Source organism: Deltaproteobacteria bacterium, assembly GCA_016709225.1.
In the GTDB taxonomy this organism is placed as follows: domain Bacteria; phylum Myxococcota_A; class Polyangia; order Nannocystales; family Nannocystaceae; genus Xiheibacterium; species Xiheibacterium phototrophicum.
Genome location: JADJEE010000012.1, coordinates 1,591,518 through 1,611,385, shown reverse-complemented (window position 1 = coordinate 1,611,385; position 19,868 = coordinate 1,591,518). Strand labels below are relative to the sequence as shown.

19 protein-coding genes are annotated in these 19,868 nt (G+C 71.6%); 10 read left to right on the top strand and 9 right to left on the bottom strand.

The features are described from left to right. Positions 1–56: 56 nt before the first annotated feature. From IPH07_31595 to IPH07_31565, 7 genes are all read left to right on the top strand, one after another. Positions 57–869: a hypothetical protein gene (locus tag IPH07_31595; protein ID MBK6921984.1), complete on the top strand. Its 813-nt coding sequence runs from the start codon at positions 57–59 to the stop codon at positions 867–869. Further along, positions 866–1,900, top strand: a complete 1,035-nt coding sequence (locus IPH07_31590) for a flippase-like domain-containing protein (protein ID MBK6921983.1) — start codon at positions 866–868, stop codon at positions 1,898–1,900. Before IPH07_31595 ends, IPH07_31590 begins: the two co-directional genes overlap by 4 nt. An 18-nt stretch (positions 1,901–1,918) precedes the next feature. After that, positions 1,919–2,428: a DUF2505 domain-containing protein gene (locus IPH07_31585; GenBank protein MBK6921982.1), complete on the top strand. Its 510-nt coding sequence runs from the start codon at positions 1,919–1,921 to the stop codon at positions 2,426–2,428. A gap of 120 nt (positions 2,429–2,548) precedes the next feature. Next, a complete protein-coding gene (locus IPH07_31580; GenBank protein MBK6921981.1) occupies positions 2,549–3,229 on the top strand; it encodes an RNA polymerase sigma factor in 681 nt (226 codons plus the stop codon). Next, positions 3,226–4,254, top strand: a complete 1,029-nt coding sequence (locus IPH07_31575; GenBank protein ID MBK6921980.1) for a hypothetical protein — start codon at positions 3,226–3,228, stop codon at positions 4,252–4,254. Before IPH07_31580 ends, IPH07_31575 begins: the two co-directional genes overlap by 4 nt. Positions 4,255–4,277: 23 nt before the next feature. Next, a complete protein-coding gene (locus IPH07_31570; protein MBK6921979.1) occupies positions 4,278–4,631 on the top strand; it encodes a hypothetical protein in 354 nt (117 codons plus the stop codon). 85 nt (positions 4,632–4,716) lie between these two features. Then, positions 4,717–5,868, top strand: coding sequence for a hypothetical protein (locus IPH07_31565; protein ID MBK6921978.1), 1,152 nt, complete (start codon positions 4,717–4,719; stop codon positions 5,866–5,868). A 10-nt stretch (positions 5,869–5,878) separates the two neighbouring features. Here the strand turns inward: IPH07_31565 and IPH07_31560 are convergent, their stop codons facing one another. Together IPH07_31560 and IPH07_31555 are read right to left on the bottom strand one after the other, a co-directional pair. Further along, positions 5,879–6,403, bottom strand: a complete 525-nt coding sequence (locus IPH07_31560; protein MBK6921977.1) for a hypothetical protein — start codon at positions 6,401–6,403, stop codon at positions 5,879–5,881. A gap of 114 nt (positions 6,404–6,517) precedes the next feature. Beyond that, the gene (locus tag IPH07_31555) at positions 6,518–7,891 is read right to left on the bottom strand and encodes a hypothetical protein (protein MBK6921976.1); all 1,374 of its coding nucleotides are present in this window, start codon (positions 7,889–7,891) and stop codon (positions 6,518–6,520) included. 202 nt (positions 7,892–8,093) lie between these two features. Between IPH07_31555 and IPH07_31550 the strand changes: the two genes are divergently transcribed. Then, entirely contained in the window at positions 8,094–10,982 is a 2,889-nt protein-coding gene (locus IPH07_31550) for a tetratricopeptide repeat protein (GenBank protein ID MBK6921975.1), read from the top strand. A gap of 13 nt (positions 10,983–10,995) precedes the next feature. On the opposite strand, the gene IPH07_31545 is transcribed toward IPH07_31550, so the two are convergent. Genes IPH07_31545 through IPH07_31535 form a run of 3 tightly spaced genes read right to left on the bottom strand, consistent with a single transcriptional unit; the run spans position 10,996 to position 14,493 of the window. Continuing rightward, the gene (locus IPH07_31545; protein ID MBK6921974.1) at positions 10,996–12,099 is read right to left on the bottom strand and encodes a hypothetical protein; all 1,104 of its coding nucleotides are present in this window, start codon (positions 12,097–12,099) and stop codon (positions 10,996–10,998) included. Between the two features lie 7 nt (positions 12,100–12,106). Then, the gene (locus IPH07_31540) at positions 12,107–12,820 is read right to left on the bottom strand and encodes a hypothetical protein (protein ID MBK6921973.1); all 714 of its coding nucleotides are present in this window, start codon (positions 12,818–12,820) and stop codon (positions 12,107–12,109) included. Positions 12,821–12,858: 38 nt separating this feature from the next. Beyond that, positions 12,859–14,493, bottom strand: coding sequence for a HAMP domain-containing histidine kinase (locus tag IPH07_31535; GenBank protein ID MBK6921972.1), 1,635 nt, complete (start codon positions 14,491–14,493; stop codon positions 12,859–12,861). 305 nt (positions 14,494–14,798) lie between these two features. Here IPH07_31535 and IPH07_31530 point away from each other — a divergent pair, with 305 nt between their 5' ends. Further along, positions 14,799–15,884, top strand: a complete 1,086-nt coding sequence (locus IPH07_31530; GenBank protein ID MBK6921971.1) for a hypothetical protein — start codon at positions 14,799–14,801, stop codon at positions 15,882–15,884. Positions 15,885–15,917: 33 nt separating this feature from the next. Here IPH07_31530 and IPH07_31525 read toward each other — a convergent pair whose 3' ends face one another. The 4 genes from IPH07_31525 to IPH07_31510 all read right to left on the bottom strand — a co-directional run bounded on the left by IPH07_31525 (position 15,918) and on the right by IPH07_31510 (position 19,384). Next, entirely contained in the window at positions 15,918–16,730 is an 813-nt protein-coding gene (locus IPH07_31525; GenBank protein ID MBK6921970.1) for a hypothetical protein, read from the bottom strand. Next, positions 16,727–17,179 (bottom strand): hypothetical protein, encoded by a 453-nt coding sequence (locus IPH07_31520; protein ID MBK6921969.1) that lies wholly within the window; start codon positions 17,177–17,179, stop codon positions 16,727–16,729. Before IPH07_31520 ends, IPH07_31525 begins: the two co-directional genes overlap by 4 nt. A 15-nt stretch (positions 17,180–17,194) precedes the next feature. Next, on the bottom strand, positions 17,195–18,595 hold the full coding sequence (locus tag IPH07_31515; protein MBK6921968.1) for a sigma 54-dependent Fis family transcriptional regulator: 1,401 nt from the start codon (positions 18,593–18,595) through the stop codon (positions 17,195–17,197). Between the two features lie 93 nt (positions 18,596–18,688). Further along, positions 18,689–19,384, bottom strand: coding sequence for a rhomboid family intramembrane serine protease (locus tag IPH07_31510; GenBank protein ID MBK6921967.1), 696 nt, complete (start codon positions 19,382–19,384; stop codon positions 18,689–18,691). Positions 19,385–19,515: 131 nt separating this feature from the next. Between IPH07_31510 and IPH07_31505 the strand changes: the two genes are divergently transcribed. Continuing rightward, entirely contained in the window at positions 19,516–19,827 is a 312-nt protein-coding gene (locus IPH07_31505; GenBank protein MBK6921966.1) for a hypothetical protein, read from the top strand. Positions 19,828–19,868: the final 41 nt, after the last annotated feature.

The following is a 19,868-nucleotide window of genomic DNA, read 5'->3' as shown; positions in this document are numbered from 1 at the left end:
GCACCGCGGGCGGGCGTGGGAACGGACCCGAGCGTCCGTGCTAACCTCCGCCGGCCGTGAACGTGCCGAACCCCCTGCGCGTGCACGCCGAGGTGAGTGCGGGCATCGGCGTCGCGCTGCTCGACACGATGCCGCAACTGGCGCGCCGCCGCGGCGTGTTGCTGGCCTTGGTCGGGCGCGGCCCGACCCCGCCGTGGTGCAGCTCGACGGCGGCACTGGACGCCATGGTCGCGGTGCTGGTGGGCGCCGGTGTGCCGACCTCGTGGTGCGCGCTCGGTCGAGCCCCGGCCGACATCGGTGCACTCGCAAAGCTGTCCCACGCCGACGGCGATCGACGCACGCTCGAGCTGGCCTTCGGCGAGCATCGCTGCTGCCTGCCGCGCGGCTGGGTGGGTCGACACCTCGTGCTGGTCACGCCGATGATCGTCGACGAAGCGCCCGCGACCGAGGCCGCGGGTCCGCTCGCCCACGGGCTGCGCGCGCTGGCACGGGTCACCGGGCATGACGATCCCGAGCTGGCCTCGCGCGTGGTCGCCGAGGTGTTCGCAGGCTACACGTGGTTGGTCGACGCCGAGCAGCTGCTGCTGCGCGCGCGTCGGGCCACGGCGCGCGCGCGCGCGCGACCGCTGGCGCGGGTGTACGCGCTGGGCGGGCTCGGCCACAGCGGCGAGCTGGTGCGCAGCCGCGCCGAGGCGTTCGATGCGTGGTTGCTCGCGCGGGCGCATGGTCGCGACGACGCCCCGCTGGCGGCGAGCTTCATCGGCCGCGCTGCGGCCGAGCCGTGGCCGCGCGTACGCGTGGAGCCGGTCAGCGCGGCGGGCCCGTTGTGGTCGCCCCGCCCGCGCACCCGCGAGGTGCGACGGCCGTGAGCCGACTGCTGCGGCGCACGCTCTACGCCATCGTCGCGGGCGCGCTGCTCTACGCGGTCGCGATGATCTGGTTCGACACCCGCACCATCGCCGCCGAGCTGGTGGACTACCCGTGGTGGCGGTTCGGCGCCGCGTTGGCGCTGTCGTCGGTGAACTATCTGCTGCGCTTCGCCAAGTGGGAACTCTCGCTGGGCTGGCTCGGCGTGCGCGACGAGGCGCCCGGGCTCACCCGGACCCGCTCGCTGACCATCTATCTCGCGGGGCTCAGCATGTCGATCTCGCCGGGCAAGCTCGGTGAGGTCGTGCGCAGTGCGTTGCTCAAGGCCAGCGACGGGGTCGCGTTCAGCCGCACCGCGCCGATCGTGGTCGCAGACCGCATCACCGATCTGCTCGCGCTGGTGGTGCTGAGCCTGGTCGGGGTCTCGCGCTTCCGCGAGTACCTGCCGGTGGTGATCGCCACCGCGGTGCTGGTCGTCGGTGGGGTCGTGGTGCTCGGCACGCCACCGATCCTTCATCCGCTCCTGCGGCGGCTCGGGGGCCTCCCCGGGATCGGCCGCATCGCGGCGCGGGCGGAGCTGCTGGTCGAGGCCGCCGCGGTGGTGCTGCGGCTGCGCCCGATCGTCGTGCTCGGTGCGCTCTCCGTGGTTGGCTGGGGTCTCGAGTGCGTGGGCTTCTGGCTGATCGTCGGTGGCTTCGCGGGCACCGAGGCCTCGTTGACGCTGTGCGCGTTCCTGTGGTCGATCGGCACGCTGGTCGGTGCGCTGAGCTTCCTCCCGGGCGGTCTCGTCGCCGCCGAGGGCAGCCTGGCGGTGGCGACCGCGAAGCTGGTCGCCGGTGCGACCGCGCCGATGGCCCTCGCCGCGACGATCCTCGGGCGCGTGGCGACGCTGTGGTATGGCGAGCTCGTCGGTGGTGTCGCGTTGGCGGTGTTCCTGCGCAACCGCGAGGTTCGGGCCCGTGCGTTCGCCGACGCGCCCGCGGCGGACGAGCCGCCAGTGCACGACGCCGGTGGACAGCGGCCGCGCCCGTGAGGCAGGCTGCCGTCGGCGATGAAGTACACCATCGAAGACACCTTCGACGTCTCGGCCGCGCACTATTGGTCGGTCTTCTTCAGCGACGAGTTCAACCGCGAGCTGTGGCCGGCGCTCGACATCACCTGCGAGCCGCTCTCGCTCGAGCGCACAGGTGAGGGCGACGCACTCGAGATCCGCCGCGAGCAACGGCTCACGCCGCGACGCGAGGTGCCGGCGATCATCCAGAAGTTCGTGAAGGGTGGCTTCAGCTACGTCGAGAAGAACCACTTCAAGGCGCGCGAGAACCTCATGCGCACCGTGACGGTCCCGAGCTTCATGGCCGAGAAGATCCAGACCCACGGCACCTACCGGCTCGAGCCGCTGGGCGAGAGCCGCGTGAAGCGCGTGTGGGAGGGTACGCTCGAGTGCTCCATCGCCCTCATCGGGGGCAAGATCGAGAAGCTCCTGGTGGACGAGGTCCGCGAGAGCTACCGCAAGGCCACCGACTTCACCCGGGCCTGGCACGCCAAGCACCCGGCGGGCTGACCCGCCGCCGCTTCGCCGCGGGATCCGCCGGGTCGGCACGCCCGCGGATTTTCTCGTAATGGCTGGCGCGCTCGCGCATCATGGGATCGCGGGGTGCTTCGGCAGTCCGCCACGTTTGCCATGCCGCGCTCGCCCACCGACCCCGCGCTGGTCGTCCAGCTGCGTCCGATGCCCCGCATCGCGCAGCCGCAGGACGTGCAGCCCGCGTCCGAGGACGGGGGCGATGACGCGCAGGCCCGCACCGAGCAGCTGGTCGCGCGCGCGCGTCGGGGCGACCTCGACGCCTGGTCGCGGCTGTACCAGGACACCTTCGATGCCCTGCTCAAGCACGTCTGCTACCTGACGGGCGACAGTGCGCTGGCGGAGGACCTCGTGCAGGACGCCTACGCTCGCGCGATGACCAACGTGCGCCAGTACGACGGGCGCTCCAGCTTCATGGGCTGGCTGCGGGGCATCGCGCTCAACGTCGTGCGCATGCACTGGCGTCGCTCGCGGTCGGGCGATCGCGCCAACGATCGGCTTCGCGTGCTGGCCGAGGTCTGCGAGGACGGTGTCACGGCCGGCGTCGATGTCGTGCACATGCAGGACCAGCGGATGAAGCTGCTCTACGAGCTGCTGGCGACGCTGCCGGAGAACCTTCGCGAGGCCTTCGTGTTGCGCGAGCTCGAGGGCATGCCGCCCGCCGAGGCCGCGACTCTGCTCGGCATCACCGAGGGCAACCTCGCGGTGCGGGCCAGCCGTGCGCGCGCACGCCTGCGCGAGGAACTCGAGCGCTTTGGTTGGTCGGGGGGTGCGTCGTGAGCGAGCGATCCGACACCTCGAGCGACCCGGTCGACGCGCTCGTCGCCGACGCGCAGGCCTCGATCGCGCGGGCCCGTGCGGGCGTGCGGCCCGACTTCGCGGCCGTGCTCGCGCGCGCGCAGGCCGACCACGGCGACGACGAAGACGACGACGACGCATCCACCGCGCCGACCGACGGGTTGGCACCGGTGCTCGAGCTGAGCCCGCGGCCACGCGCGGGGCAGGCCGACGACATGCTCACGCAGCTGACGGACGACGCCCGCGGGGCCGTGGAGCGCATGGTCACCGAGCGACGCATGCGGCCGATTCCGCCGCTGCCGCGCCCGCGACCGCAGCGCTCGCGGCTCGGTGTCGTGCTCGCCGCGGGGGCGTTGCTCGCCGCGGCCGTGGTCGCCACGGTGGCCGGCGTGCGCTGGATGACGCCGGCGCAGGAGCACGCGGCCGACGATGCACGCAACCAGGCGGCGCAGAGCGATCGCCTCGACCGTAGCGCCGACGAGCCCCTGGTCGAACGCACGCCGGCGCCGCCGCAGCGACCCGCGCCCGCGCCCGCGCCGGAGCTCGAGACGCCGGTCGCTCCGATCGAAGACGTGGTCGCGCCGATCGAGTCGAGCGCCGTCGAACCTTCGCGTCGGCCCCGCGTGGGTGTCGACCTCGACGCGCTGCGCGAGCTCTCGGCGCAGGCCCGGCGCGCCTGGGCGGACGGCGATCGTGACCTCGCCGAGACCAAGTACCTGCAGGTCACCGCACTGGGTGGACGCAACGCGCTGGCGGAGCTGGCGTGGGGCGACCTGTTCGCGCTCGCACGGCAGCGCGGCGACGCGGCCCGCGAGGCCAAGCGTTGGCGCGCGTACCTGCAGCGCTTCCCGCATGGTCGCTATGCCGACGACGCGCGTGGGGGGCTGTGCCGCATCGCGAAGGATCCCGCCGCCTGTTGGTCGGCGTACCTGCGCGACTTCCCGCGCGGCAGCTATCGGGCCGAGGCCGCCAAGGCGAGCGGCTCGCAGGGTGGCACCGGGCCATGAGGCGTGGGTCGAGCCTGCGGCCCGTGGGGCGTTGGGCGACGCTCGCCCTGCTGGTCGCGATGTCGACGGCGGGTTGTGGCGTCGAGCCCTACGTCGTGATGGGCGTCAGCGGTGGAACCGCGGGCAGCTCGTCGACCGATGCAACCGACGGCATGACCACGGGCATGGGTGGCACCGACACTGCGGACACGGCGACCGACGGCGCGAGCAGTAGCGGTGACGACGACGACGACGGCAGCGACAGCGACAGCGACGGCGGCGGTAGCAGCAGCGGCTGCGGGACCGAGTGCGATAGCAGCTCGTCGAGCAGCGAAGACCACGGCGGCGGCGACAGCGATAGCGACAGCGACAGCAACGGCAGCTCGACCACGAGCTGACCTGCATGCGGCTCGCGTCGCGCTTGATCCGTAGAGGGATCCCGGGCAGGTTTGCCCCGGATCCCTTCGTCGTTTCGGCCCGCGGATGAACCTGTCGCTCGCGTTGTTCTCGCTGTGTTCGATGCTGGCGTCGCCGCCGGCTGCCGTGCGACGTGCGGCGTCGCAGCCTGCGTCGAGCCAGCCGTCGAAGCCGTCGAGCCCCGCGGTCGAGGTGCTGCGGCTGCGCGCCGCCGATGTCGACCTCGAGGGGCTGCGCGGCGAGCTGGCGCTGCGCCTCCAACGAGCGCGCATCGTGGACCACGCCAGCGAGCCGCAGACCGCGGCCGAGACCTTCTTCGTGTTCGTCGACCTGCGTCGCCACGGCGACGTGGCCTCGGCCTACACGCTGACGATCGTGGCCAGCGATGGTCGAGCGTACGACCGCACCATCGCCGCCGATCCCGACTCGTCGCGCGATGACGTCACGCGCCTGCTGGCCGGCAACATCGCCAACCTCGTGTCGGCGATCGAGGCCGGCACCGTGCGAGCCGATCGCGAGGACGTCGAGGTGCCGCCCGGCGAAACGCCACCGCCTGCGTGTCCCGAGTGCCCCGTGCCGGTCGTGACACCGCCGCCGGTGTGCGAGGCCGAGTCGCCGGCACCGCCGCGACCGGTGCCGCTGCTCGAGCTCGGAGTGGTGATGGCGCCCGGGGTCGTGCTGGGGCTGGGGCAGCCGATCCGCACCGATCGCTTCGCGGGCATCGGCGGCGAGGTCGGGCTCGCACTGCGTCACCGCAGCGGTGCGTTGGTGGAGCTCGACGCGCGCTTCGTGGGGCGACCGCTGGCCGACGTCGCACGCCTGCTGCGGGGACGCTTCGCGCTTGCAGCGGGGTACGCGTGGCGGTGGCACGACAGCTTCGAACTCGCAGCCGCCGGCGCGTTCACGGTCGAGCCGTGGAGCGTGCGGGCGTCGGGCGATCGCGCCGGCTTCGCCGATCCCAGCGGCAGTCGCCGCGTGCAGCGACCGCTGCTGGGTGGTGCACTGCGCCTGTCGGCGGGGCACCTGTTCGAGACCACGCGCGGCGTGGAGGTGCGCCTGGGGCCGCGGCTCGAGCTCGGCGCATCATCGGCGCCCGGAGACGGCGGTCGCGTGGTCGAGCTGCTCGATCAGTCGTTGCGCCCGATCGGTCGCATCGGCGGGATCGAGCTCTCGCTCGGCCTCGACGTGGTGGTGTGGATCCCGTCGCGTCGGCGCTGACGGGTTGCGCTCACGCGCCGGTCTTGGGCTCGTCCTCGGCGACCAGCGGGGCCTCGATCTCGCCGAGCACGCGGCGCAGCAGGCCCTCGATCAACAGCGCCCGCTCGCCGGCGTCGTAGCGGCCGTCCTGGTAGCGCGCCTGCACGTCGTCGAACTTCTCGTGGGCGTCGCGAATGACCTTCTTGTAGGGCTTCACGCGGCGCATGACCTCCTTCTGGTTGGACCAGAAGAACGAGATCAGCGTGGCGGCGGTGAAGCCGGTGAGGATCATGCCGAGCGGACCACCGATGAGGTACTTGAGGCCGACCCGCAGCGCGACCACGCCGGCGGCGCCGAGCGCCAGCTCCTTCACGCCGCTCTTCTTCATGCGGCCCCAGGCCATCGGCAGCAGCTCACCCGAGGCGATCACCAAGGCGACGAACTCGGCGCGCTTGGCCCCGTGCTCGTAGGTCTCCTTGATGACCTGCTGCATGAACGCGTCGAACGTCTCGTAGACGTCGGCAGGGTAGGCGGTGTGGGCTTTCTGCTCGGCCATCTGCATTGACGATAGCACCCCCTACCGGCCGGGCTGACGGCGTGTTTCCGGCCCCGGTGTCGGGGCGCCGGGCGCTGTCCGCCGGCCCGCGTCGGGGCGGGGCCACCGGCGGGGTCACTCGGCTTCGTCGGTCGCCGTAGGTTCCTGCGCGCCCTCGACCAGCCCGGCCGCCACCGTGCCGCTGCGCGCGAAGGTCGAGTACACGCGATCACCATCGAGGTCGCCGAACGCCTTCAGCGTGAACTCGCAGCGGCCGGGGCTCGCGTTCTTCCACTCGAGGTCGTAGTGGTAGCGGTGGGTCTCGAAGGGCTCGAACGACAGCGCCGACCAGACCGGGTTCTCGCGCCACAGCGCGGCGTCGTAGTCGCGGCCCGCCACGCAGCCCTTGCTGCAGTCGATCTCGAGCGGTGGGGTGATGCCCGCCGAGCCCTCGGCGCGGCCGCCGGTCGGGCAACCCGCCGGCGCCAACGCTCCGTCCGCTCCGACGCGCTCCTCGGTCGCGGCGTACTGCAGGGATCGCCACATCGAGCCGAGGTTGAGCCGTGCCTCGACCGTCTTCGAGCGGACCATGTAGCCGCGGAACGATGCGAGCGACTGCTCGACCAGCTGCACGATGGGGACGTCGGATCGCACGACGACGTGCCGACCATCGAGCTCGAGTGCGACCGATTCGAGCATCTCGCTGGGGATCTGCTCGGACTTCATCCGCGCGACGAACTCCGTCTTCTGCGCGTCGAGTGCGGTCTTCGCCGCGCTCGCGGATGCATCGTCGCGGAACTCGAGGGTCGCGACCAGCTGCATCTGGCTGCCGAGGTCGAAGCCGCCACCGACGCGCTCGAGGCCGACGACGGGGCCGCGCTCGAGCACCTTGGCGGCCAGCGCCGGCCACTCGCCGGCGAACCACACCTGCCGCTTGCGATCGGCCAGCGCGACCGCGGCCGCGAGGTTGCCCTCGATCGCGCCCTTGCCCTTGCCGGCGACGCGACCCTGCACCGCGTCGACCCAGCCCTTGGTCACCAGCACCAGCGTGTCGTCGTCGAGCGCCCATGCCCTGCCTTCGCCGCCCTTGGGCTCGAGCACGGCACGGCCGTCCTCCTCGCGAAGCGTGGCGAGCTCGTCGCCGCCGAGTTGCCCGAGCGCGCACGTCAGCGCGTCGGTGGTCCCGATGCGTGGCATGTGCATCGCGATGAAGAGGTTGGCGCCCAACGCATCGAAGCCGACGACGTAGCGATCGAGCGTGTCGAGGTCGAGCTTGCAGGTGTCACGCAGCGCGTCGAGCTTGCCGGCGACGTCGGGTTGCGCGTCGGCGATGCCACGGAGCTTCGCGTAGAGCTCACCGCTGCGAATGGCGGCCACGTCGGCGCTCGCAATGCCGGTCGCGCCGTCGGGAACGAGACCTTCGAGCCGCTCGCTCGCCGATTTGCACCCCGCCACGCCGGCGCCGAGCCCCACCCAGCACACCAGCGCTCTCACGTGCGGCGACACCATCGCTCGGTGGTAGCATGATTTCACGCGAGGCGAACTCGCTCGCGGCGTGTACCTGGGAGCCGCCGAGCTGCGACGAACTGCTCCCTCGAGTCCGCCTTTGCTGCGGCCGCGAATGGGCGAGCACGGTTTGACTCCCGCCGTGCCAGCTCCCACAATCGATGCTCGAGCTGCCGAGGCCCCACGTGGCCGGCGTGGAGTGACGATGACGACGACGCGACGCGGTCCCGAGCAACGACGCGCAGCGGCGGGTGTGGCCCGCGGCCGCGGGGTCGCGATGGCCTTGCTGGCGACGCTGGCGTGCCAGCCCCGTGGAAGCTCGACCCCGCCGGTGGTCGCGGCCGCGCCCGCGGATCATGCCGATCCGGCGGCCGCGGATCCGCGGGTCGGCAGCGGCGAAGCGGACGCAGCCGAGGTCGCCGCGGTCGAGGAAGACGCCGCGCCAAAGCCCCGCGAGCGGCCGAAGGCCGAGCCGGTCGAAGGTCGCGACGACGCGTTGTCGGCGGTGCTGCACGGCAACCCCGACGGCGCGATCGCTGCGTTGACGCCCATGCTCGCCGCCAAGCCGAAGGATATCGAGCTGCGCCTCGCGCTGGCGCGCGCGCAGATCACCGTCGGCGCGCTCGAGCAGGCGCAGGCCGTGCTCGAGGACAAGCGTGGCGCGCCGCTCGACGTCGCGGTGGTGCAGCTGCGCGTGCACGTGCACCGGCAGCGCGGTCAGCTGCGCGAGGCCGAGGCCCTGCTCGAGGAGGCGCTGCGCAAGCACGCCGACGCGCCGGCGTTGCTCGGCGATCTCGTCGCGGTTCGGGTCGACACCGGCCGGCGTGCCGACGCGACCACCAAGAAGCTCATCGATCGCCTCTACGACGCCTATGACGCCGGCAAGGTCGACGACGCCGCATCGCTGCTCGCGGTCGCCATCGCGGCGCTCGCCCGCGGCGGCAAGGGTGGCTACCACGACGCCAACATGGTGCTCGAGGAGGCCGAGGCCAAGACGCCGGTCGAGGCCGGCAGCTGGGTCGGCGATCGTGTGCGCCTGCTGCGAGCGGCAGTGTTCCTCGAGAAGTACGCCGCCGACGAGGCCGCGACCACGTTCGAGCTGCTGCTCGCGCGCGATCCGTGGCACCCCGACGCGCTCGCCGGCATGGCGATGGTGCACATCGAGAACCTCCGCTTCGCGCCCGCCTCGCGCGCCGCCGCCGAGGCGTTGATGGTCGACCCGAAGCACCCCGAGGCCCACGCGGCGCTGGCCCGCATCGCGCTGATCGAGGGCCGCGCGGACGAGGTCGCGAGCCACACCTCCGGCGCCGCGCTGACCATCGATCCCACGCATGAACGATCGCTGGCCGTGCTCGCGGCGCTGGCGATCGCCCGTGCCGACGACAAGGGCTACGCGGCGACCCGCGATCGCGTGCTCGCACGCAACCCGGTCGACGGCTTCTTCTTCAAGGATCTGTCCGACATCCTCGGCTTCCTGCATCTCTACCCCGAGGCCGATGAGGTGCTGCGCGAGGGCGCAGCGCTGGCGCCGAACGATCCTTACGTCCAGAGCGCGCTGGGCCTCAACTTGCTGCGGCTCGGCAACGAGACCGACGGACGCGCGGCGCTCGAGCGCTCGTGGAAGGGTGATCCGTTCAACGCGCGCACCCGCAACGTGCTCGATCTCTACGAGAACCAGCTCGACAAGCACTACGACGTCGAGTCCGCCGGTGGCTTCACCGTGCGACTGCCCAAGCAAGACCGCGAGTTCGTGCAGCCGGTGCTGCTCGAGTTCGCCACGCGCTCGCGCAAGGCGCTCGACGGCTTCTACCACGTCGATGCCGGCAAGCTTCGGCTGGAGTTCTTCGCCTCGCCCGACGAGTTCTCGGTGCGGACCGTCGGAGTGCCGAGCCTCGGTGCGGTTGCGGTCTGCTTCGGCCCGCTCATCACCTTCATCGGGCCCTACAGCGGTCGCGTGAACCTCGACCTCGTGATGCGCCACGAGCTCGCCCACGTCTACGCGATCCGTCGCAGCAAGGGCCGCGTGCCGCGGTGGTTCACCGAGGGCCTCTCGGAGTGGGAGTCCGAGCAGGCCGATCCCGCGTGGGCGCGTGAGAGCGCCGCATTGCTCACCGAGGCGCGCAGGCTCGGCAAGCTGCGCAAGTTGTCCGAGCTGGAGCTGGCCTTCATCCGCGCCGAGAGCCCGATCATGATGGAGGCCGCCTACGCCACCGCGGCCTATGCCATCCGCTACCTCGCGGCGACCTACGGCCGCGACAAGCTCATCGCGATCCTCGACGGCTACGCCAGCGGCAAGCAGACCCCGGAGCTGTTCGAGCAGCACCTCGGCAAGCCGTTGTCGACGGTCGAGGGTGAGTTCGAGACGTGGTTCACGGGGCAGCTGCGCAGCAAGCTGAGCGGGTGGTCGCCAGCGAACAAGGCCGAGCGCAGCGATCCGCGGCTGGGGCTGTGGCAGAAGGCGCAGCAACAGGTCGAGGCCAACAATCATGCGGAGGCGGTGCGCACGCTCGAGACCCTCGTCAGCCGCGGGGGCGACGGCTTTGCGACCCGCATGGCGATCGCGCAGCTGCTGCAGCAGGGCAAGACGCCCGGCGCGGCGCGCCGCCACCTCGAGGCTGCGCAGGCGTTCCACACCGAGTCGATCGAGCCCTACGTGAAGCTGGCGGAGCTCGCACGCACCGAGAACGACGTCGCGAAGGAGAAGGCGGTGCTGCGCGGTGCGTTGGCGATCGACGCCGACTCCCTCGATCCCGCCGCGCGCCTGCTGATGCTCGCACTCGTCACCGACGACAAGGACGCCGTCGCCTACGCGCGCACGCGGGCCGCAGGCCTGGCACCGCTGCATCCCATCGTGCTGGCAGCGCGCGCCCTGCAGCTGCAGGCGGCCGGCAAGGCGGCCGACGCGAAGGCGGCGGTGCAACGCGCGAGCAAGGCCCTCGGCGACGCGCAGGGCAAGGGCCCGGTCGACACCCTGGTCGTGGTCGCGCTCGCCCAAGCCGCCGTCGGCGATCGCGACGGCGCCAAGCAGACCGCCGCGCAGGCGCTGGCGGGCAAGCTACCCGAGCCCGCACGCAAGCGACTCGCCGCGCTCTGACGCGCGGTCGGACTCACTCGCAGCCGACGCGCTCGGTCGCGACCACGACGTCGTCGACCCACACGTCCAGCGCGCTCACCGGCGGGCTGGTGTAGTTCGTGAAGCGCAGTGCGTTGATGCCGAAGTCGTCCCACGTACCGCGGAAGTCGACGTTGGTCGTCGAGGTCTCCATGGTGCCGTCGATCCAGATCTGCGCCTCGCCATCGGCGGCGCCCGGCGTGTTGAGGCGCATGTGCGCCTCGACGCAGAGCGTGTTGCCGGCACCAGCGGCGTCGAAGATCGTCGAGGCCCCCGAGGCCTGCCAGATGAGCTGCAGGCCGCCGGTCCAGTCGTTGTTGCCGTCGCACGCGAGCGCGCCGCCGAAGATGCAGGTCCAGCCCAGCGGATGCAGGCGGCCGTTGCCGTCGCCGCGGATCGCCGTCTCGGCGGCGATGGCCCAGTTCGAGCCGTTCATCGCGATGACCTCGCCGAGATCGCCGATGGGCCAGCCCGGCCAGGCGTCGTCGAGGCGCAGCGTGTAGCGCACCCAGACCTCGTCGAAGCTCTCGCCCGGCGAGTCCACGCCGGGAGCATCGGGGCCGGTGCCCCAGCGCAACGAGACCCAGCCGCCGAACATCACGCCCGGCTGCAACGTGATGCGCAGCGCCTGATCGCCCGCACCGCCGGCGGCGTCGGCCTCGACGCCGAAGCCGTCGCCCATCGCGTCCCACTCGGCGATCTGGCTCGGCGCGTCGTCGATCGCATCGAAGTCCTCGCAGCTGATCCACGAGTCCGGCGCGTCGGCGGGGCAGCCGTTGGCGTCGAAACCACCGCCGGTCGGGTCGGAATCGCTGGTGGAGGTGTCGCCAGTCGCGGTCGTCGCGTCGGTGGTGTCCGCGGTCGTGGGGTTCGCGGTCGTGGTCGAGCTGGTCGCGCTGGTGCCGGCGGTCGTGGTGCCGCTCGCGGTGGTCGTGCCCGCCGTCGTGCTGGCGCTCGCGCCCGAGGTGTCCGCCATCGTGGTGCTGCTGCCGTCGTCGCTGCTGCTGGCCGGCGTGCCGCAGCCGAGCGCGAGCATTCCTGCGGCGAGGCCGACGGCGGGGCCGCGGCGGGTCGACGGCATCGGCATCGGCATCGGCATCAGGGCCTCAGCACGCGCCGAAGACGACGTCGCCGGTCGAGGCATCGGGGCCCGCGCACATGCCTTCGAGGTCGTCACCGAGCACGTACACCGGCGCGGGCGCGCCGTCGTTGAACACGATGCCGCAGCCGCCGTCGCCGTAGTCGCGGTCGGGGTCGCAGGGCGTGCACTTGTTGGTGTTGTTGTTGCACACGAAGGTGTCGTCGCAGAAGTACGACTTGCAGAACTGATCCTTGATGTGCTGCCCGTCGAGCTCGGCGGCTGCGAGCGACGCACCCGGGATGACTGGCTGGTCGGCGTCGGGGTCGATGCAGTAGCTGCTCGAGCCGAACGACACCAGCTCCAGGCCGTCGTCGCAGCTGCCGCCCGACGGCGGCGGACAGCCGACCTTGCCGCGGTTCTCGTCGGTGCACGACAGCACGGCGCAGCTGTCCTTCTCGGTGAGGTCGTAGTAGCCGTTCTTCAGCCCCTCGCCCGAGGCGTAGTTCATCGGGTTGCAGCCGATGTCGGGCTTGAAGTCGGCGACGCAGATCTTCGAGACCTTGGTGCTGTCGAGGTCCTGGTGGGCGTCGTCGTAGCGGCACGCCGGCACGTAGCGGTTGTCGCCGGTGGCATCGCACTCGGTTGCGTTGCCGCAGCGCTGCACGTCGTCGCGGGGCTTGAGGATCGCCGTGCAGGCCACGGCCGAGCCGAAGGCCAGCGTCAGCACGGTGAATCGCACGAGCGAGGAGGATGCGGCGGAACGAGGGGCGGAGGCGGTCATGTGAGCTCGTCGAAGGCGGCGTCTGGTTCGGCCGGCGAACGCGGACGGGCGTGGGGCTGCGAGCTTAGGGCGGCGTCCGTTGGCGCGCAAGCTGGCAGCGATAGCTCGAAACGCGTGCCCGTGGGGCCGGTCTGCGCGACGCGGACGCCTCCGGCGTGATCGGCGAGGATCTGCTGGACCATCGGCAGGCCGAGGCCGGTGCCCTGCGCCTTGCGGGTGTAGAAGGCCTCGAAGATGCGGTCGAGCTTGTCGGGCGCGAGTGGGATCCCGCCGCCGTTGTCCTGCACAACCAGCACCACCGTGTCGCGCTTACACTGCAGCGCGACGGCGACCGCGGGGGCGCGCGCAGCGGCCCCGGGCTCGCGTTCGAGCGCGGCCTCCTTGGCGTTGCGCAACAGGTTCAGCAGCGCCTGCCGCAGCTGGTTGGCGTCGCCCTGCACGTAGACCGGCGCGGGCGGGATGTCCTGCTGGAGCGCGACGCCGGCCTGCTCGAGCTCGGGGGCGGTGAACTCGAGCCAACCCCGCAGCTCGGCGGCGAGATCGATGGTCACGAGCTCGGGCTTCGGGCGCCTGGCGAAGCGGAGGTAGCTCTCGGTGATGTTGGTGAGGCGATCGACTTCGGCGGTGATCTTGCCGAGCAGGCGACGACCCTCGCTGGCCGCGGGCAGCTCGTCCTCGAGCAGCTCGACGTTGAGCGCGACCGACGACAGCGGGTTGCGGATCTCGTGGGTGATCTGCGCCGCGAGCTGACCCGCCGCGGCCAGTCGCTCGCCCCGCAGCAGCAGTCGCTCGCGCTCCTGCAGCGCGTCGGCCATGTGGTTGAACTCCGCGGCCAGCTGACCGACTTCGTCGCCGCGTCCGGCGTGCTCGGGCAACACGCGCTGCGACCAGTCGCCGCCGCCCAGCCGTCGCACGCCGATCGCGAGCCGCCGCAGCGGGCGCAGCGTGAGGAACACACCGACGCTCGCGAGCACGCCGATCACGAGCGTGAGCGTCGCGAGCCCCAGCGTCCATCGCTCCGCGCGCGTACGCGCGAGCTGGACCTCGTCGCGCAGCTCCTCGATGGCGTTGCCGCTCTGCGCCCGCAGCGACTCGAAGAGCTGCTCGATCTGCCCCTGCGACCGCACGTCGGCCAGCACCTCTTCGACCGGGCGACTCGCGACCAGGCCCTGCAGCTGGTCGAGCGACTGCTGGATGCCCTGCAGCTCGGCGAGCTCGTCAGGGCCGCCGAACCGCTCCGGCTCGCGCAGCGCCGAGTCGATGGGCTCGCGCGCCGCCTCGACCATGGTTGCGCGGGCCTGGAGTGCGGCGACGATGGTCTTGCGCACGCTCGGATCCTCGGGCTGTGTCGGCGCGCGCTTCTGGTGCGTGCGCACCTGCTCGCCGATGCGCACCGCCTGCACGTGGGCCTGGGCGAGACGCTTGTCGAACACTGCGTAGACCTCGACCAGACGATCGAAGCCGGCCTGGATGTCGCGCAGCTGTTGCAGCGTGACGATGCCCCAGCCCATGGTCGCCACCAGCACCACGGCGACCAGCGCCGAGATGCGCACGCCCAGGCTGTCGCGTGCGCGCAGGCCGGTGGCCGCGCGGCCATCGAGCTCGTGGGCACGTGCTGCGGCGTCGAGCACGTCGGGCGCAACATCGGAGCCACCGCGCGGGGCGTGCTCGCCTCGGGCGTCGCGCGCGTGCCCGTGGGGGGACGCGGGTCGCGGGCTCGGATCGGGTTCGACCATTGGGAGACACGCGGGGGGAGACTTGGCGGGCGAAAGGCGCTCTGACACGCGCACGGAGCTGGAGCGCCCCGCTCGGGGAGACCACCAACCCTAACGTAGTCGCGAGCCGCAGGCTGCCACCGCAGCATCGGCGCGATCGACCGCCTTCGGCCTTTTCACGGACCGCTCCCCCGTGCAATCGTGGACGTGCCAAGCCCCCGATGCGTCCGACCAGGTTCTGCACGAGTCTTCTTGTCGCCGCCGCGCTGGTGTTGCCGCAGTCCGCTGCGGCGTCGCCATTCTCGCCGACGGCGCTCGCCTACGCAGCGGTGGAGGAGGGCGGCGCGGTGCTCGGCCTCGAGAGCGACGACGCGGCCGCCGGCACCGCGTTGACCAAGGCCCTGCGCAAGGCCTTCGCGACCCGGGGCGTCGGCGGCGGCCCCGAGATGAGCCTGGCCGAGATGCGCCTGACGATGGGCTGCGAGCGCAACGACGCCTACAAGTGCTTCGCCGAGGGCGGCAAGGCCATCGAGGTGCGCAAGCTGGTCTACGGCAAGCTGTCGAAGAGCGGCGGCTCGTACCAGCTGCAGCTCACCATGCTCGACGTCGCGACCGCGCTCGAGCAGACCGACTCGCGCAAGCTGTCGTCGGCCGAGCTGTCGAGCGACTCGATCGACGACACTGCGCGCACCATCGTCGCGAGCATGCTCGGCGACGAGAGCGACGCCGAGCCGGTGCCGAGCGCCGGCCTCGAGCCATCGGGCCCGCCGAGCACGCCCGAGGTCGACAAGGGCCCCACACCCAAGCGCGAGAAGCAGCTCGAGTGGGGGCTGCACAAGCCGATCCCGAAGTGGAAGAAGATCGGCACTGGCGTGTCGTGGAGCCTCGCGATCGCCGGCGTCGCGGTGGGCGTGGGGTTGTCGGTCGCGCTCAACACCTCGCTGCCCAAGAAGCTCAAGCGGGCGGTGGCCGACAGCGTCAAGGACGCCAAGCCGTCCAACGACATCCCCGAGAGCGCGCCCGACTACTGCGTGCTCGCGCACGAAAGCAAGGACGGCGGCAAGACCGTCAAGAACGCCAAGGTCGACGGCATCTGCAACGTCGCCAACGGCGTCGAGAAGGGCCAGATCGCGGCCTACGTCGGCGCGGGCGTGTTCGGTGCCGCAGCAATCGTGTTCACGGTGCTGCTGTTCGTGCGCAAGCGTCCGAGCAACGCCGCTGCTGCAGTGCTGCGGCGACACGATGCGACCTTCGGGGCGATGCCGACACGCGGCGGCGCGTCGGTGGGTGCGTCGTTCCGGTTCTGAGCGCTGGATCAGCGCCACGCGCGGGGCGGCGGGCTAGCCGTCGTCCGGCGTGTCGTCGGCCGGCGGTGCTTCGCCGTCGCGGGGTGCGTCGGCGTCGTCATCGGGCACGCGGAAGTCCTCGGCCTCGAGATTGTCCTCGCGGAACGCGACCATCACCTCGAGGTAGGTGTCGCTGGCGGGCTGATCGGGCTTGGGCGGCTGGACCTTGGCGGTCTTGTAGCTGCGCCACGCGCTGCTGCCATCGACCTCGAGCTTCGACAGCGTGTCGCTGAGCAGCTCGACCTCGTGGGCGAATGGCCCCCGCAGGACGAAGCGGCAGCGGATCGTGCGGCACTCGACCGCGTCGACGGTGATGCGCGGCTCCTCGGGTGCACCCTCGAAGGCCTGCGCGCGCGCGTAGGTGATGGCCTTGTTGAGCAGCGACTGGTGCGGACGCGCCCACGCGCTCTTCATGGGCTCGGCGTCGAATGCGACGGTCTCGAAGCGTGCCCACGAGGCATCGAGCTCGCCGGCGGGGCGCGGCTCGAAGCCCTTCTTCGGTGGACGCTTGGGCTTGGGCTTGGACTTGGCGTCGCCCTTGGCCCCTTGGTCCTTCGCGTTCACCTGCACGTCGCCGTGCGGCACGTTGACGATCCAGTGCAGTGCCATCGCGCTCGACGCCAACAGCACGGGTAGCACCAGCCGCAGCGATCGGCCGCTCCCCGCCGACGGCGGGCCGCCGGCACCGGGGACGACGCCCGCGGCATCGAGTGGTCGCGCGCCGCTGCTCGCTGCGGGCTCGTCGCGCGGGGCCGCCGGTGGGGGCGCGCCCTCCATCATCGCGGGATCGGTGATTTCGACGCTCACGTGGCCTCTTCGTCGACCATGGGCGGCAGCGGCAGCCGCACGCGCCAGCTGCCGTCCTCCAGCACCATGTCGAGCAGGTGCCGCTCGCCGTCGGCGGCGACGAGCGCCACTTGGGCGGTGGTGTCGGTCGAGCTGACGAGCTCGGCCTTCGCCACCTGGAAGCTGTCGGGAACGTCGACGATCTGCAGCATCTCGTAGAGCTCGATGTTGCGGCGGCCGCCGACCTGATTGCTCGCGCGGGTCGAGGCCTGCTCGAGCCGCGCGGCCGCTTCGCTGCTCAGCAGCGGCAGCAAGCCCTTGCTGTCGCCCGCCTGCATCACGGTGGCGAAGCTCCGCGCAGCGGTCACCGGCGCGGCCTCGCGTTCGCGACCGCAGCTCGTCAGCACCAGCAGCGCCGCGAGCACGAGAGGCGCGCGTGTGCGGCGAACGGGTGTTCTCGGAGCGGACATCGACAAGCCTCTTCCTCAGTCTCCGTCGTCGCGGACCTTGTGCATGCCGAGCCGCTTCAGCAGCTCGCGCAGATAGTAGCGCGTGATCCCTGCCTCGGCCGCGGCGCGGCTGAGGTTGCCGTCGGTGCGCTCGAGCAGGCGGCCGAAGTACTCGCGCTCGAAGCCGTCGACCATCTGCTGCTTCGCGTCCTTGAAGGGCGCGGCCATGATCGCTTCGTCGAAGCCACCGGCGCTGACCGGCCGCTGTTGTTCGGTCGCGGCCGCCTGCGCGGCGACCGCCCGCGGGTCTTCGCGGCGGCCGAGATGCAGGTCGCTGGGCTCGATGACGCCGCCGCGGCAGAGGTGGGCCGCGCGCTGGATGACGTTCTTCAGCTGGCGCACGTTGCCGGGGAAGCTCTCGGCCAGCAGTGCGTCGCGCGCCTGGTTGCCCAGCGTGGGCTTGGGCCCGGCGTTGGCGTGCACGCGCACGAAGTCCGCGAGGAAGCGCTCGGCCAGCATGAGCACGTCCTCGCCGCGCTCGCGAAGCGGCGGCAGATCGACGGCCATCACCGAGAGACGGAAGTAGAGGTCCTCGCGGAACAGGCCCTGGCCGACCATCATGCGCAGGTCTCGGTGGGTCGCCGCGACCACGCGTACGTCGACGGTGCGGACCTGGCTCTCGCCGATGCGTTGCACCTCGCGGCGGTCGAGCACACGCAGCAGCTTGGGCTGGAGGTCGATCGGCAGCTCGCCGATCTCGTCGAGGAACAGCGTGCCGCCGTTGGCCTCTTCGAAGCAGCCGGCGCGATCGGTCACGGCACCGGTGAACGAGCCCTTCTTGTGGCCGAGGATCGAGGCCTCGGCGAGCTCGCGGGGCATCGAGCCGCAGTCGAGCACCACGAACGGGCCCTGCGCGCGGTTCGACTCGTCGTGCAGCGCGCGGGCGACCAGCTCCTTGCCGGTGCCGGTCTCACCGCCGATGAGCACGCTCATCTCGGTCGGGGCCACGCGCTCGAGCACCGCGAACACCTCGCGCATCGCGGCGCTCTTGCCGTAGAGCGCGCCGAAGTGATCCTCGCCCGAGATCGGGACCTGCACCTCGTCGGCCGACAGCAGCTCGAACTCGGTCTTGCCGACCTTGACCGCGTTGCTGGGCTCGATCCACGCGCTGCGCACACGGATGCCGTTGACGAAGGTGCCGTTGGTGCTCTCGAGGTCGTGGATCTGCACGCCCGACTCGCCGATGACGAGCTCGGCATGGGTGCCGCTGACCGAGGTGTCGGTGAGGACGAGGTCGTTGACGGCGCTGCGACCGATGGTGACGCGCGAGCGCGCGACCGTGATCTGGGCCCCGCGATCGGGGCCGTCCTTCACGCGGAGCATCACGCGGCGCAGCTGCTTGTGCGTGTGCTGGGCCGCGAAGAACGTGGTCGTCATGCCGGTTTCGGACGGCTCTCGGCGTTGCGTGGTCAACTTGCAGCCTTGGGGCCGAGATTGCCCCAAAAGCGCCCCCTTGACCAGCGCGGGCGGCTAGTTGAGCAGTTCCTTCGGCACGACCTTGAGGTGGGACGGCTTGGCCTTGCCCCTCGGCTTGCGCGTGGTGCCGTCGCGGTCGCCGCGGCGTCGCCACGGCTGCGTGGTCACGAGCAACGCGATCCCGACCGAGATCAACCACGGGATCGGGGTCGTCCACGACGCGCCCCGCATCACCGGACCGATGAGCCCCAGCAGCACGAGGATGATGGCGAGCGTGCGGCCACGGAAGGTGGCGGCGCCGAACAGCGATAGCTCGCGCTTCGCGAACACGACGCCATACGCGGCGATCGCAGCGAGATCGAAGCCGCTGCTGCCGCCGTGCTCGAGCTCCGGCAGCCACGGCGACACCAAGGCGTAGGCCAGGTAGCCGGCGGTGCCGGCCGAGAGCACCAGCGTCACGTAGCGACGCGTGCCCCAGAATCGCTCGAGGTCGGAGCCGAACAGCCACTGGCTGAACAACGTACCGATCACCAGACCGACGCCGTCGCCGGGGAACACGAAGTTGGCGGTGAAGGGCTGCCACAGGCCGGCGCCGCTCAGCAGCGCGCCCGGCTGCACCCGCAGCATCGCGCCCAGTGGCCGGTCACCCACGAGCGCCGAGAGCGCGAGCGTGAGGGCGAACAACGCCATCGCGCCGCGTTCGAATCGCGGCAGGAAATCACGCCAGCTCGGCGATGCGGTGCGGGCCACGGCCCTGCGATGGTAGCAGCCCGCGGCCGTGAACGCCCGCACAGCCCCCCGGCATGGCGGTGACCGGACGCGCCCGGGGCGATATGCGGCTTTCTTGCGGGGCCGGGCGGCGATGATCCAAAGCTGGTCGCATGTCGCTCAATCGCCGTCGTCATCGCCTCTTCGTGACGCGCAACACCGAGTATCACCTCCGCGCCGACGAGTGCGTCGGCGTTCGTGATCGCGAGAGCGGGGCATGGATGCGCGATCACGCAGCGCTGCGCCTGCGCGCGATCAAGCTGCCGGCACAGGGGCACGATCACGTGTGGCTGGGGCAGCGGATCCAGTTCTGGGGCAGCAATACCGACGTGGTCACCTCACCTGTGGTCGCCGTGGGTAGACCGCAGCGCGAGTGCATCGATCACTACGTCAGCCTCTCGCGGGCCGGCGACATCGCCTGCTGAAGCCGCGCGTCCGGCCGCGCGCCGGTGCTAACATGGCCCGC

Coding starts and splice junctions, on each gene's coding strand:
- IPH07_31585 (MBK6921982.1), top strand. CDS start 1,919: ATGAAGTACACCATCGAAGACACCTTCGACGTCTCGGCCGCGCACTAT.
- IPH07_31580 (MBK6921981.1), top strand. CDS start 2,549: ATGCCGCGCTCGCCCACCGACCCCGCGCTGGTCGTCCAGCTGCGTCCG.
- IPH07_31565 (MBK6921978.1), top strand. CDS start 4,717: ATGAACCTGTCGCTCGCGTTGTTCTCGCTGTGTTCGATGCTGGCGTCG.
- IPH07_31560 (MBK6921977.1), bottom strand. CDS start 6,403: ATGGCCGAGCAGAAAGCCCACACCGCCTACCCTGCCGACGTCTACGAG.
- IPH07_31555 (MBK6921976.1), bottom strand. CDS start 7,891: ATGGTGTCGCCGCACGTGAGAGCGCTGGTGTGCTGGGTGGGGCTCGGC.
- IPH07_31550 (MBK6921975.1), top strand. CDS start 8,094: ATGACGACGACGCGACGCGGTCCCGAGCAACGACGCGCAGCGGCGGGT.
- IPH07_31545 (MBK6921974.1), bottom strand. CDS start 12,099: ATGCCGATGCCGATGCCGATGCCGTCGACCCGCCGCGGCCCCGCCGTC.
- IPH07_31530 (MBK6921971.1), top strand. CDS start 14,799: ATGCGTCCGACCAGGTTCTGCACGAGTCTTCTTGTCGCCGCCGCGCTG.
- IPH07_31520 (MBK6921969.1), bottom strand. CDS start 17,179: ATGTCCGCTCCGAGAACACCCGTTCGCCGCACACGCGCGCCTCTCGTG.
- IPH07_31515 (MBK6921968.1), bottom strand. CDS start 18,595: ATGACGACCACGTTCTTCGCGGCCCAGCACACGCACAAGCAGCTGCGC.
- IPH07_31505 (MBK6921966.1), top strand. CDS start 19,516: ATGTCGCTCAATCGCCGTCGTCATCGCCTCTTCGTGACGCGCAACACC.